The sequence below is a fragment of the Bradyrhizobium sp. CCBAU 45394 genome (assembly GCF_028128655.1).
In the GTDB taxonomy this organism is placed as follows: Bacteria; Pseudomonadota; Alphaproteobacteria; order Rhizobiales; family Xanthobacteraceae; genus Bradyrhizobium; species Bradyrhizobium diazoefficiens.
Window position 1 is genome coordinate 1 of record NZ_LBIX01000171.1, and the last position, 13,415, is coordinate 13,415.

Genomic DNA, 13,415 nt, shown 5'->3' on the forward strand with positions numbered 1-13,415 from the left:
TAACCCCAAAAGTGTCAACCATCTCCCCGAACAGGTGTAAGCTATGTGCCCGGGCTGAACATCAAGCCGGGCGATGACACCTTTGACGTGGGCAGGGCGTCCCCGCCCCCTCACCCGTGGCAGCACGCACCCTTCTCCGCCTGCGGCTCGTACTGGTCGCGCAGGCGCACCCAATCCATCGGATAGGGCAGTCCCTCCTCGTGACGGCCGAGCGGGGTGAGGTCGAGGTACTGATAAGCGGCGTTCATCATGTCGAGGCCGCGGGCGAAGCAGGAATAGGTGTGGAAGATCTCACCGGCCTCGTTGCGGTAGAACACGCTGATGCCCGGCAGCTCCGGCCCGTAGATCTTCGTGGTGCCGAAATTGTACATCGGCTTGTCCGTGGCGATCTGGTCCGGCGAGAACGTCACGCCGTAATCCCGGTTGAAGTCGTTGCTTCCCGACGAGACCCAGTCGAAGGTCCAGCCCATCCGCGTCTTGAAGTCCTCGAGCTTTGCGATCGGCGCCAGCGAGATTGCGACCGTCGCGGTGTCGCGTGCGGCCAGGTGCGGCACCATGCGATCAAGACCGTCAGCCCAGAACGAGCAGCTCTTGCAGGCCGCTTCCCAGTCGGGCGCGAACATCACGTGCTGGACGACGAGCTGCGGACGCCCCTTGAAGAGATCGCCGAGCGTCACCTTGCCGCTCGGTCCGTCGAACACGTAGTCCTTGTCGACCTTGACCCAGGGCAGCGCGCGGCGCTCCTCGGCGAGGCGCTCGCGAGCCGCTGTAAGCTCCTTCTCATGCGCCATAAGGGTTTTGCGAGCCGCGATCCATTGCTCGCGCGATACGATCTGATGGGGTTGCATGACGGTCTCCTCTGACAGAAATCAGGCGACGAAGGCATCGAGCTTGTCGAGGAACGAGCTCCAGCCCCGCCGATGGTTGTCGCGTGCGGCCTCGTCGAAGAACTGGGCGTGATGAAAGATCATCAGCGTGCCGGCGCTATCCGGCTTGAACGAGATCGTGACCAGCGATTCGCGCTCGGGCGTCGAGTGCCAGGCCCAGGTGAAGACCAAAAGCTCGTTCGGCACGACCTCGCGATAGGTGCCGCCGGCCTCGAAATATTCGCCGTCGTCGCTGACGAAGCTGATGCGGTAGCGACCGCCGGTGCGAACGTCGAGCTCGGCGGTCAGCGTCGCCGGTTTCATGTTCGGCGGCCCGAACCATTGCGCTAGCTGCGCGGCCTGCGTCCAGGCGGCGTAGACTTTTTCCGGCCGCGCGCGGAGCCGGCGCGTGAGCGTGAGGCTTGGACGTTCGCTTGGACGTTCTGCCGGGCGCCCGGCGCTGCGGGAATCGGCGTTGACGGCTGTGTTGGCCATGTCTCTTCCTCCACGAAGGCGGCAAGACGATCTAGATTGTCGGACCAGAACTGCGCGTAACGATTGAGCCAGTTCATCGCCTGCTCCATCGGCTGCGCGGTGAGCCGGCACGAGACCGTGCGACCGGTTTTCTCGCGCACGATCAGGCCTGCGTCCGTGAGCACATCGAGATGCTTCATGATCGCCGGCAGCGAGACCGGAAACGGCGCGGCCAGCTCGCTCACCGACAGACTGTCCTGCTCGCCGAGGCGGGCGAGAAGCGCGCGCCGCGTCGGGTCGGATAGCGCCGCAAAGGTCCGGTCCAGCGTCTCGTCCTGATACTTAACCATGTGGTTTAGTATAGACGTGAACGAGAAGGCGTCAAGCGGGAACCCGCGCGCCCGGATCTGCACGATCAGGTGATCAGGCAGACGTCAATGAGAGGCGCCGCTAGTATGGCGGAGCGTGCCGGGCTCGTGGAGCCGGCTGAGGTGGCGCTCGCGTGACCAAGGCGGGATTCTGACCGCAAAAGCCCTTGCGGCCTGAGGCGCTCAGCAGACACTGCTCCCGGGTTTGATAGGAGCAGTCGCCGGGATAGCCATATTCCGAATCCTGAATGCACCACGCATAGTCCGCCCGCGCCGGGCTGCCGCCGGCGAGCCACACAAGGACCATGGTGCCCAGCACGAGTTGCGCCTTGCGCATGACCGATCTCCCATGTTCGCCGCGCGACATGCGACCTCACAGAGAGAAAGGCTCGCGGAGCCAGTTTATTCCGGAGCGATCACGCGAAAATGCGCCGCTGCGGGTTTCGAGATGACTTCGTGCGGCTAGTACGGCGCGACGGGCCGCGTGCGCCGGCGCGGCTGCGGTTGGCGCTGCGGCACCTGGCCATAGGCCATGAGCGGATTGGGGCCGCAGTACAGCAGCCGGCCGGACACACTGGCCAGACACTGCTCGTAGGTGCTGTAGGCGCATTCGCCGGGATAATCATATTCGCCGCCCTGGGCGCACCAGGGATAGTCGCGCGCCGCGGCGGGCGTGACGGTGACGACACCGGCAAGGGCCGTCGCACCCAATGTCAGCAGGACCAGTTGCGTCTTGCGCATGTCCCAACTCCTCTCTTCACGGCGCCAGATACGGCGCCATACATCATCAGGTTTCGCCGGGCCGCTTTATTCCAGATCAACGAGACAACGCGCGCAAGAAAAAAAGCCCTGCCGAACGGCAGGGCTCCAATTCCGATCATCACAAGATCGCTACTCGACCTTCAGGCCGGCGAACTCGACGACCTTCTTCCACTTCTCGGTCTCGGCCTTGATCTCCTCGCCGAACGCCTCGGGGGTCTGCACCCGCGGCTCGCCGCCGAGCTCGACCAGACGCTTGGTCATGTCGGGCTCCTTCATCAGCGTGTTGATCTCATCGTTGAGCTTGGCGATGATTTCCTTCGGCGTGTTCTTCGGCGCCCCCATGCCGAACAGCGCGCTCGCCTCGTAGTCCTTCACGGTCTCGCCGATCGCCGGCACGTCGGGCAGTTGCGGCGAGCGCTGCGCGGTGGTGACGCCGATCGCACGCAGGCTGCCCGAACGGATGTGCTGGATGATCGAGGGCATGTTGTCGAAGATCACCTGCACCTGACCGCCGAGCATGTCGGTGATCGCGGGCGCCGCGCCGCGATAGGGCACGTGCTGCATCTTGCAGCCGGTCATCGCCATGAACATCTCGCCGGACAGGTGCACCGAGGTGCCGTTGCCTGACGAGGCCATATTGACCTTGCCGGGATTGGCCTTCACGTATTCGATGAACTCGGCGACGGTCTTGGCCGGCACGTCCTTGTTCACGGTCATCACGTTCGGCACGCGCTGGAACGAGGCGACCGGCGCGATGTCGCGCACGAAGTTGAACTTCAGGTTGGTGTAGAGCGAGGCGTTGATGTAGTTAGCCGGATTGACCAGCTGCAGCGTGTAGCCGTCGGGCTCGGCATTGATCACGGATTCGGTGGCGATATTGTTGCCGGCGCCCGGCTTGTTCTCGATCACGAATTGCTGGCCGAACTTTTCCGACAGCCGCTGGCCGATCAGCCGTGCCAGGATGTCGGTGGCGCCGCCCGGCGGATAGCCGACCACCCATTTCACCGGGCGAGCCGGATAATCGGCGGCAAGCGCCTTCGACAGCGGGCTGGCTGCAAGAGGAGTGGCGGCAAGCAGGCCCAGCGCGGTACGGCGAGTGATCATTTCAAGGGTTCTCCCAACGTGTTGTTCTTGAAAGCCAGATATCTTGAAAGCGTCGTCGGCGGCGTTGTAACAAAGCCGGAAGCACGCGGAAAGTGCGCAACGCACATGGCGACGAAAGGATAAGGCATGCCGGTCAAGGTCGAGGCCCTCGATCACCTCGTGATCAACGTCGCCGACGTCGCGGTGACCGCGGAGTGGTACCGCAAGATTCTCGGCATGGAAGTCAAGGTGTTCGACCCCGGCGGCGGCAAAGCGCCGCGGACTTCCCTTCAATTCGGTAACCAGAAGATCAACGTCCGGCCGCGCGATGCCGACAAGGTCGAGTGGTTCACCGCCGATCACCAGACCGCCGGCAGCGAGGATCTGTGCTTCCTCACCTCCGCCGCGCCCGACGAGGTGGTGGCGCATTTGCAGGCACATGGCGTCGCGATCGAGGAAGGCCCGGTTCCCAAGCAGGGCGCCCGCGGCACGCTGCGCTCGGTCTATTGCAGGGATCCGGACGGCAGCCTGATCGAGATCTCGTCGTACGAAAACTAGACTCGTCATTCCGGGGCGATGCGAAGCATCGAACCCGGAATCTCGAGATTCCGGGTCTGGTCCTTCGGACCATCCCGGAATGACGAATGAGAGAACGAGCGCGCGGCCACTGCACAGCGCACACCGCCCCCGATTTGCTCCCCGCGCCGTCCGGTGGCAGGAAGACGCAATAATCAAAAGGCGGCCGCCATCAAGATGCAGGCTGCACGGGAGGACGCATGCCCAATCAACAGACCGCAGCCGGAATCGTGGGCCCGTTTGACGGGCTGGATGTGCCGTGGCTCCTGAAGATGCGCGCCGAGGTGCGCAGCGCTCATCCCTTCCTGATCTGGGCGCCGTTCGACGCGCCGGCGCGGCACTGGAGCTATGGCGAGTTTCACGAGCGGGTCGGCGCGCTCGCGGCGGGGCTGGCGAAGCGCGGCGTCAGGCCGGGCGAATATGTGCTCATTCACCTGGACAATTGCATCGAGGCGCTGCTGGCCTGGTTTGCCTGCGTCGAGCTGGGCGCCATCGCAGTGACCACAAACACGCGTTCGGCGCCGGCCGAGATGGAATATTTTGCGGATCATTGCGGCGCGGTTGCCGCCATCACGCAACCGTCCTACGCCGAGATCCTTGCAAAGCACTGCCGCAATCTGCGCTGGATCGCGGTGACCTCGCACGATGCGGGCGCGGCGCCGGCACAGCCCGTCGCGCACGACGACAGCTTCGGGGCGCTGTTCGCCGACAGCGCCGACCGTCCCGGGCGCATGGCCGATCCGCTCGCGCCGTGCAGCGTACAATACACCTCCGGCACGACATCGCGGCCGAAGGCGGTGCTGTGGACCCACGCCAACGCGCTGTGGGGCGCCAAGATCAACGCCGCGCATGAGGACCTGCACGCCGGCGACGTGCACCAGGCCTATCTGCCGCTGTTTCACACCAACGCGCTGGCCTACTCCATGCTGGCGACGCTTTGGGTCGGGGCGACCTGCGTGATTCAGCCGCGCTTCTCCGCAAGCCGGTTCTGGCGCGTCGCGCGCGAGCACGGCTCGACCTGGACCTCGACCATTCCCTTCTGCATGAAGGCGCTGCTCGAGCAGGAGATCCCGAAGGACCACAAATTCCGCCTGTGGGGCAGCGCCGTCAACGAGCCGCCGGCCTTTGCCGCGTTCGGCGTCAAGATCATCGGCTGGTGGGGCATGACCGAGACCATCACCCACGGCATCGTCGGCGAGGTCGATCAGCCCAACATCCCGATGTCGATCGGCCGCGCCGCGCCTGAGTACCAGATCCGGATCACCGACGATGACGGACGGCCGACCGAGGTCGGCGACACCGGCAATCTCTCGATCAAGGGCATCCGCGGCCTGTCGCTGTTCGCCGAATATCTCCACAACGAGAAAGCCACGCGCGAGAGCTTCGACACGCACGGCTTCTTCCTCACCGGCGACCGCGTCGAGCGGCTGGCGAACGGCTTCATCAGGTTCGGCGACCGCGCCAAGGACATGCTGAAGGTCGGCGGCGAGAACGTCGCGGCCTCCGAGATCGAGCAGGTGATCGCGCTCGTCCCCGGCGTGCGCGAGGCGGCGGTGGTGGCGAAGAAGCACCCGATGCTGGACGAGGTGCCGGTCGTCTTCATCATCCCGCACGGCGGCGTCGCGGGTGCAGCGCCGGACCTGCATGACAGCGTGATGGCCGCCTGCCGCAAAGGCCTCGCCGACTTCAAGGTGCCGCGCGAGATCAGGCTGGTCGACGACATGCCGCGCTCGACGCTGGAGAAGGTGGCGAAGGCGGAGCTGAGGAAGATGGTGGGGTGATCACAGTCGTTCCGGGGCGGTGCAAAGCACCGAACCCGGAACCTCGAGATTCTCAGGTGCGCAACTGCGCACCATAGTTCGCGCTGCGCGCGCCCCGGAATGACTCGTCAAGAAGTCAAAACGACCCCAGCGCCACGGGCCTGAACGCCTGCAGCAGCTGCTGGTCGAGCTTGCCGCCCATGCCTTCCATCATCGTGAAGGCGCGGGAGTGGGTGAAGGGCATGCGGTAGGCGCGCTTCTCCACCAGGGCGGCGTAGATGTCGACGATCGTCGTCAGCCGCACGATGTCGCTGATCTGGTTCGACGACAGGCCGTTGGGATAGCCGCTGCCGTCGAGGAATTCGTGGTGATGCAGCACGACGTCGAGCATCTCCGGCGGGAAGCCGCCCTGGGCTGCGAGCGCATCATAGCCGCGGCGCGGATGCTGGCGGACCTCGTCCATCTCCTCGTCGGTCAGCTTGCCGGGCTTGTCGAGCAGCGCGGAGGGAACGAAGGCCTTGCCGACGTCGTGCAGCAGCGCGGCACGGGTCAGGCGGCGCTGGTCGTCCTCGCGCATACCGAGATGCTGCGCGAAGGCGACCGCAAATCCGGTGACGAACAGGCAGTGGCGATAGCTGCCGACATGGTGGCAGCCGACCGTGGTGAGCCACTCGCGCAGCGAGGAGTGCTTCATCGCCTTCAGGATCTTGCTCTCGGCGGCGATGACGTCGTCGAAGGTCAGGGGCACGCCGAGAGGCAGCTTCTCGAACATCTTGGCGAGCACCGCGTGCGCCGCCTCGACGCCGCGGTTGAGCGTCTTGCCGCGATCGGTCGCGTCATAGGTGGCGGTGTCGGGAAATGCGGCGCGGATGCGCTGCAGGATCGCGTCGGCCTGAAGCGGCCGCGAGATCGTGTCGGTGGCGCCCAGCGCCCAGGCCTGCATGGTGCCGTGGTGCAGGGCATCGGCGAGCACGAACAGCCGCGGCATCGAACGATAGGCATCGCCGCGCAGCTTGTTGCGCACCCGCTGCACGCTCTCGGGCGAGCGCAGATTGATGTCGACCACGAGGCCGGAGAGATCGCGCGAGGGCTTCTCGGGGATGTCCTGGGTCGTCACCGTCGAGACGTCGCCGACCGCCTTCAGGATGCTGGCAAGCTCGGTGCTCTCGTCGCTCCGGTCGGAGGCGAGCAGAAGCCGGCGTTTGGCGGCGGGTTTCACTGAGGCGTTCATGGCTTCCCCAAGAGAACGGGAGTGTTTCGGGCGAAAGCCTAAGCCGGATCAGGTTCTCCGGCCCTTAAGAGGCGTACTCAATGGAACCTTCCGGAATTGCGCGCAATTTTACGGATTTCGGTTACCGGCAAGGGAACTGCAGAACGGTGAAAACAACCCCATGCACAGTAGAACGGCCATTGAAGATAAAGGGGAATTTGGGTCCCACTGTCATCACCCGCGAAGGCGGGTGATCCAGTATTCCAGAGGCAGCGTGAGGATACGGAAAGGCCGCGGCGTACTGGATGCCCCGCCTGCGCGGGGCATGACAGTGAATATGTGGATGCGGCGTTCCGCATAACAACCAATCCGCCGGAAGTTGCCCTCCGGCGGATGATCTCTGGCCGCCTTCGACCGGCTTACGCCTTCATTGCGCCCTTCACGGCCTCGGCCGTGATCGGCAGCGCCCGCACGCGGGCGCCGCTGGCGTTGAAGATGGCGTTGCCGATGGCGGGGGCGATCACCGTCACCGCCGGCTCGCCGACGCCGGTGGCCTTCTCGCCATTGGCGATCACGGTGACCGCGACCTCGGGCATCTGGCTCATGCGCAAGGGCGTGTAGCTGTCGAAATTGGTCTGCTCGATGCCACCGCCCTTGAGCGTCGCCTTCTCGTACATCGCCAGCGACAGGCCCCACAGCGCCGCACCCTCGACCTGGGCGCGGATGTTGTCGGGATGCACCTGCGTGCCGACATCGGTTGCGACCGTGAGCTTCTTCACGGTCACCTCGCCCGACGGCGCCACCGCGACGTGGGCGACGCACGCCGTCCAGCTTGCGGTCGCGCGCTCCTGCGACGAGACGCAGGCGACGCCCATGCCCTCGCCTTTCGGCAGTTGCCTGGTGCCGTAGCCGGACAGTCCCATTGCGGCGAGCAGCGTGTTGCGCAGCCGCTGCGCGCCGCCGTCGTTCTTGCCGGCACCGTCGAGCAGCGAGATGCGGAACTGCGCGGGATCCTTGCCGGTCGCAGCCGCGATCTCGTCGATCATGCTTTCGACCGCCCAGAAGGTCCAGCCGGGCGCCACCGAGCGAAGCTGCCCGGACGGCGTCGCATTGTGCGCGAGCTCGTTCTTGATCGCGCGCACATAATGGTTGGGCACGGTGTAGAAGAAGTCGGCACCGTTCACCGTGAAGCTGTCGAGCGGCCCCTTCTTGTCGACCGATGGCGTCAGGAAATCGGGGATTCCCCAGCGCGCGGTCGGCCAGGCGGAGACGACGTCGTGGCTGAGCGCGATGAGCTTGCCGTCGCCGTCCACGCCGGCCTTCACCTTTTGGTAGGTGAGCGGACGCGAGAAATCCATCGTCATGTCGTTCTCGCGCGAATAGATCACCTTCACCGGCTTGCCGACCGCCTTTGCCGCCTGCACGGCCGGAATCATCATGTCGGCATCGAGACGCCGGCCGAAGCCGCCGCCCAGCCAATGCTGGTGCATCACCACGAACTTCGGATCAATCCCGGCCGCGCCCGCGGCGATCGCGCCGGAGCGCGTCGCGAACTGGTTGCCGGAATAGATGTGCAGGATGTCGCCCTTGAACTCCGCTGTGGCGTTCATCGGCTCCAGCGGCGCGTGGATGTTGATGCTGGTGGTGTACTCGGCCTCCACGACCTTGGCCGCCGAACCGAAGGCCGCATTGGGATCGCCGTCCTTGACGAAGAACTGGCCGGAATCCTCGAGGCCCTGGAGCCGCTTGGCCTCGTCGAGCAGCGACTGGCTCGACAGCTTGGCGTTCGGACCGCCGTCATAGGCGATCTTCAGCGCATCCGCCGCCTTGCGCGCGTTGGCATAGGTGCCGGCCACCGCGACCACCCAGCCGGAGGTGGTTCCGGTCTTGTCGTCGAGGATGATGGCCTTGATGAAGCCGGGCACCTTCTTTGCTTCGCTGTCGTCGACCGATTTCACCGTGGCGCCGAAGCGCACCGGCGGGGTCACCACCTTGCCGTAGACCATGCCCGGCAGCATCACGTCGATGCCGTACTTGGCGGTGCCGTTGGTCTTGGAGGGGATGTCGAGCTGCGGCACCGACACGCCGATCATGGTGTATTGATCCGGCGTCTTCAGCTTGATCGCCTTGAGCTCGTCCGGCGTGAAGGTCTTGGTCGCCTTGCCGCTCCTGACGATGTCTGCAAACGACATCTGCTTCTTCGACTTCGGATGCGAGACCATGGAGTCGCGCACCACCAGCTGGTCCTTGAAGTAGGGCGGCAGGCCCATGGCTGCGGCCGCCGCTTCCGTCAGCGCAATGCGGCCGGCAGCGCCCGCCCGGCTCATCGCCTCGAAATTCATCATGGTTGACCAGCTGCCGCCGGTGATCTGCGCCCCCAGAACGGGATCGTTGAACTTCGGATCGTTGGAGGCGAGCTGCACGCGCATGTCGCTCCATTTCGCGCCCAGCTCCTCGCAGACGATCTGCGCCATGGTGGAGGCGATGTGCTGGCCCATGTCGGCCTTGCCGCAGGTCACGGTGACGAGACCGTCAGGCGAGATCGCATACCAGACGCTCGGCTCGAAATTGGCGGGCGCGGCGGCCGACGCCGGATCGATGCCGGGCATGCCGGCATAGCCGAGCACGAGGCCGGACGCGGCGGTGCCGACGAGGAAGGAGCGGCGGCTGAGATCGGTCGTCCCGGGGGCGACGTTGTTCACGTGCTTATTCATGTGGACCTCCGCTCATTGCCGGAGGCGGATGCAGTGCGCATCTCGGTTGCGGCACGCATGATTGCCTTCTGTATCCGCGAATAGGTCATGCAGCGGCAGAGATTGCCGTCCATGTGTGCGACGACCTCTTCCTTGGTCGGATTGGCATTCTTCGCGAGCAGCGAGGCTGCCTGCATGATCTGCCCGGACTGGCAGTAGCCACATTGCGGAACCTGCTCGGCGATCCATGCCTTCTGGAGCGGATGATCGCCCTTGGCGGAGAGGCCTTCGATGGTGGTGACCTTCTTGCCGGCAACATCGCCGACCATGGTCTGGCACGAGCGCACGGCTTCGCCGTTGACGTGCACGGTGCAGGCACCGCACAGGCCGGCGCCGCAGCCGAACTTGGTGCCGGTCATCTGCAATTGCTCGCGGATAGCCCAGAGGAGCGGCGTGTCGTTCGCCGCATCCACGGACAGACTCCGCCCGTTGATGGTGAGAGTTGGCATAGGCGTCTTCCCCTGCCGGTGCATGAAGCCGCTTACGGCGGCAACTTGTATTGGCGGACGCCCACCGGGCTGGCGTCAACCTTGATCGCAAGAATGATCGCGTTCCGCTGCAGAGGCAAATGCAATCTGGAATTGATCGAAGCCATCTCGGCCTTTGCATGTTGTGCGTTGCGAGAACGGAACTGACGCAGCGCGCATGATGCAAAGGAAAACGGCAGACCTCGCGTCAAGCATACATGCCATCGCCTTCAGGCGGTTTCTTCGAGGTAACCCGGCGGCTAGGATGGCCGCGACGAAACAAACAATAAAGGCGGGAGAAATGCCGAAGATCGATCGGGACGGCGTCGGAATCTATTACGAGGTTCATGGCGACGGGCCGCCGCTGCTGCTCACGCACGGCTACTCATCGACCTCGGCGATGTGGCATGAACAGGTCGATGCGCTGGCGAGGGACCACAAGCTTGTCTTGTGGGAGATGCGCGGCCACGGCCAGTCCGACTATCCCGACGATCCCAAGGCCTATAGCGAAGCGCTCACCGTCGGCGACATGGCGGCGATCCTCGATACCGTCGGCTCGAAGCGCGCCGTCATCGGCGGGCTGTCGCTCGGCGGCTACATGTCGCTCGCCTTCATGCGTGCTTATCCGCAACGCGTCCGCGCTCTGCTGATCATCGACACCGGCCCGGGCTTCAAGAAGGACGATGCACGCGAGGCCTGGAACGCACGGGCGCTTGCCACCGCCGACAGGCTCGAGCGCGAAGGTCTCGACGTGCTGAAGGCGGCGACGCACGAGCGCGCCTCCGCTAGTCATCGCAACGCCAGCGGGCTGGCGCTCGCCGCACGCGGCATGCTGACCCAGCGCGATGCGAAGGTAATCGAGCTGCTTCCCGATATCACGGTGCCGTCGTTGATCGTGGTCGGCGCCGACGACACGCCGTTCCTGGCCGCATCCGACTACATGGCGGCCAAGATCCCCGGCGCACAAAAGGTCGTGATCCCCGCCGCCGGACACGCCGTCAACATCGATCAGCCCAAGGCTTTTGTTGACGCGGTCGTGCCTTTCCTGAAGAACTTGCCGCAATAGGCCGGCCGGACGGGGACCTGAGGCGATGAAGCGAGCGATGTTGGTTGCGGGCGTCGTGGCGACACTTTTCTCGGCGCCTGTGCAGGCCGAGCCGTTTGGCACCATGCCGCCGCGCCGGCCCTTCGTCGCGACCTTGTCGAACAACACACCGCTCGCCTTCGGCATGGACGCCGAGCAGAGCGCGCGAGCCCTGGGGCAGCCGCTGCAATATGTACGGGGACGTCCCGGCAACGAGATCTACCTCGCGCTTCGCAACATCGGCGGCAGCGGCTTGATCCCCTACCGCCACCGCCTGTTCCTGCAATTCCGCCACGGACGGCTGGCGGGATGGAAGGAGGACTACGGCGAGAACTGGATGTGGGAATAACTGTCACCCCTCATGGTGAGGAGCGCGGAACGCGCGTCTCGAACCATGCAGGCCCGCCTCTCGCAGCTCGGCCTCTATCCTTCGAGACGCGCGCGAAGGGCGCGCTCCTCAGGATGAGGGGAGAGAGCTGAGTTCGCAATAACAAAGAAGGACAACCCGCGTGGGACAAGACATCAGACTGACGGCCTCCGACAATTTCCAGCTGGGCGGCTATCGCGCCGATCCCGCAGGCAGCCCGAAGGGCGCGGTGGTGGTGATCCAGGAGATCTTCGGGGTCAATCATCACATCCGCTCGGTCTGCGATCGGCTGGCGAGCGAAGGCTATGTCGCGATCGCGCCGTCGATCTTCGACCGCACCTCGCCCAATTTCCAGTCGGGCTATACGCCCGACGAGATCGCCGAGGCGCGCAAGTTCGTGGCCAGTCCCGACTGGGCCGCGATGCTGCGCGACACCCAAGCCGCGATCGATGCGGTGAAGGGCGTCGGCCCGGTCGGCATCATCGGCTTTTGCCTCGGCGGCAGCGTCGCCTTCGTCGCAGCGACGCGGCTGTCGGGCCTGAAGGCCGCGATCGGCTATTACGGCGGCGCGGTCGTGCGCTTTGCCGACGAGACGCCGAAGGTGCCGACGCAACTGCATTTCGGCGAGAAGGATGCCGGCATTCCCCTGACCGACGTCGAGACCGTCAAGGCGAAACGGCCGGACGTGGAGGTCTTCATCTATCCCGGCGCCCAGCACGGCTTTCATTGCGACGAGCGCGCGAGCTACGACAAGGCGAGTGCCGACATCGCCTGGCCACGCAGCATGCAATTCTTCGCGAAGCATTTGACGAAGTAGCGCGGGCGACTCTCTCCTCCGTCATTCCGGGATGCGCCGCGAAGCGGTGCAGGCCCGGAATCCATCATGCGTCAAAGTCGGAGGCGCGATGGATTCCGGGTTCGCGCTACGCGCGCCCCGGAATGACCAGAGGAGAGAGCGGGAATCGGGTGGCCGCACCTTGCCCCCGGCGCTAGAGCTGGCCGATCAAGCCAACACACGCCGGGAGATCGTCATGCAGCAGGTCAACACGAACCTCGTCATCCGCAACCCCTTCGGCACGATGGACGTCCCCGGCCCGGACGATTCTGACGTCATGAACTACGCCGCGGCCGCCACGCTTTCCGGCGATGCAGCCGACGTCAATGCGGCGCATTGGGCAGACATTTCTTCGCGCGCCGATCCGCTTGAAGGCATCTGGGCAAGCCGCTGGAACGGCGGCGCCGATCCAACCATCGCGGGCGATACGCCGGAGATGTGGAAGCAGGGCCGCGCGGAAATTCGCGTCGCGGGGAACCGGATCTATCTGCGTTTCGACTGGGACAACGGCCGCCGGCACGGGCTGATCGACGCTGTGCGCGAGGGCGCGGATCGCTTGGTCGGCAAGTACATCAACCTGACCAACCCTGCGATCACGCGGCCGTGGGTCGGGCGCGTGGTCGATGCCGCGCGCATCGACGGATGTTTTCCGGAAGGGCGGCTGGATTTCAGGAGATAGGTCGCGAGGTCGCCGACATCATCCCTGCCGTCACTCCGGGATGCGCCGCGCAGCGGTGCAGGCCCGGAATCCACCGTGCGTCAGAGATGGTGGAGAAATAGATTCCGGGCTCGCGCTACGCGCGCCCCGGA

At 65.1% G+C, this 13,415-nt stretch carries 14 protein-coding genes and 1 pseudogene; 6 read left to right on the plus strand and 9 right to left on the minus strand.

Annotated features, from left to right (window positions below; translation table 11 throughout):
- Positions 1–110: 110 nt before the first annotated feature.
- From WN73_RS27980 to WN73_RS28005, 6 genes and pseudogenes are all read right to left on the minus strand, one after another.
- Positions 111–848, minus strand: a complete 738-nt coding sequence (locus WN73_RS27980) for a DUF899 domain-containing protein (protein ID WP_028172567.1) — start codon at positions 846–848, stop codon at positions 111–113.
- A 21-nt stretch (positions 849–869) separates the two neighbouring features.
- Positions 870–1,202 (minus strand): annotated as a pseudogene (locus WN73_RS27985) (SRPBCC family protein); the annotation flags it as partial.
- 11 nt (positions 1,203–1,213) lie between these two features.
- Positions 1,214–1,753, minus strand: a complete 540-nt coding sequence (locus WN73_RS27990) for an ArsR/SmtB family transcription factor (RefSeq protein WP_271555594.1) — start codon at positions 1,751–1,753, stop codon at positions 1,214–1,216.
- A gap of 37 nt (positions 1,754–1,790) precedes the next feature.
- Positions 1,791–2,075, minus strand: a complete 285-nt coding sequence (locus tag WN73_RS27995; RefSeq protein ID WP_312000463.1) for a DUF3551 domain-containing protein — start codon at positions 2,073–2,075, stop codon at positions 1,791–1,793.
- Between the two features lie 95 nt (positions 2,076–2,170).
- A complete protein-coding gene (locus WN73_RS28000; protein WP_028172563.1) occupies positions 2,171–2,449 on the minus strand; it encodes a DUF3551 domain-containing protein in 279 nt (92 codons plus the stop codon).
- 150 nt (positions 2,450–2,599) lie between these two features.
- A complete protein-coding gene (locus WN73_RS28005; protein ID WP_028172562.1) occupies positions 2,600–3,574 on the minus strand; it encodes a Bug family tripartite tricarboxylate transporter substrate binding protein in 975 nt (324 codons plus the stop codon).
- A 126-nt stretch (positions 3,575–3,700) separates the two neighbouring features.
- On the opposite strand from WN73_RS28005, the gene WN73_RS28010 reads away from it, so the two are divergent.
- Together WN73_RS28010 and WN73_RS28015 are read left to right on the plus strand one after the other, a co-directional pair.
- Positions 3,701–4,111 carry a VOC family protein gene (locus WN73_RS28010; protein WP_011083666.1) on the plus strand — a complete coding sequence of 137 codons (411 nt, stop codon included), beginning with the start codon at positions 3,701–3,703 and terminating at the stop codon, positions 4,109–4,111.
- 218 nt (positions 4,112–4,329) lie between these two features.
- The gene (locus tag WN73_RS28015; protein WP_028172561.1) at positions 4,330–5,910 is read left to right on the plus strand and encodes an ATP-dependent acyl-CoA ligase; all 1,581 of its coding nucleotides are present in this window, start codon (positions 4,330–4,332) and stop codon (positions 5,908–5,910) included.
- A 115-nt stretch (positions 5,911–6,025) separates the two neighbouring features.
- Here the strand turns inward: WN73_RS28015 and WN73_RS28020 are convergent, their stop codons facing one another.
- The 3 genes from WN73_RS28020 to WN73_RS28030 form a co-directional block, all read right to left on the minus strand.
- Entirely contained in the window at positions 6,026–7,120 is a 1,095-nt protein-coding gene (locus tag WN73_RS28020) for an HD-GYP domain-containing protein (protein WP_011083664.1), read from the minus strand.
- A 398-nt stretch (positions 7,121–7,518) separates the two neighbouring features.
- Positions 7,519–9,813, minus strand: a complete 2,295-nt coding sequence (locus WN73_RS28025; RefSeq protein ID WP_028172560.1) for a xanthine dehydrogenase family protein molybdopterin-binding subunit — start codon at positions 9,811–9,813, stop codon at positions 7,519–7,521.
- A complete protein-coding gene (locus tag WN73_RS28030; RefSeq protein WP_028172559.1) occupies positions 9,810–10,301 on the minus strand; it encodes a (2Fe-2S)-binding protein in 492 nt (163 codons plus the stop codon). The genes WN73_RS28025 and WN73_RS28030 overlap by 4 nt, the downstream gene beginning before the upstream one ends.
- 319 nt (positions 10,302–10,620) lie before the next feature.
- On the opposite strand from WN73_RS28030, the gene WN73_RS28035 reads away from it, so the two are divergent.
- The 4 genes from WN73_RS28035 (at position 10,621) to WN73_RS28050 (ending at position 13,284) form a co-directional block, all read left to right on the plus strand.
- Positions 10,621–11,385 (plus strand): alpha/beta fold hydrolase, encoded by a 765-nt coding sequence (locus tag WN73_RS28035; RefSeq protein ID WP_028172558.1) that lies wholly within the window; start codon positions 10,621–10,623, stop codon positions 11,383–11,385.
- Between the two features lie 25 nt (positions 11,386–11,410).
- Positions 11,411–11,752, plus strand: coding sequence for a hypothetical protein (locus WN73_RS28040; protein WP_028172557.1), 342 nt, complete (start codon positions 11,411–11,413; stop codon positions 11,750–11,752).
- 160 nt (positions 11,753–11,912) lie between these two features.
- On the plus strand, positions 11,913–12,587 hold the full coding sequence (locus tag WN73_RS28045; RefSeq protein WP_028172556.1) for a dienelactone hydrolase family protein: 675 nt from the start codon (positions 11,913–11,915) through the stop codon (positions 12,585–12,587).
- A 214-nt stretch (positions 12,588–12,801) separates the two neighbouring features.
- A complete protein-coding gene (locus WN73_RS28050; RefSeq protein ID WP_028172555.1) occupies positions 12,802–13,284 on the plus strand; it encodes a hypothetical protein in 483 nt (160 codons plus the stop codon).
- Positions 13,285–13,415: the final 131 nt, after the last annotated feature.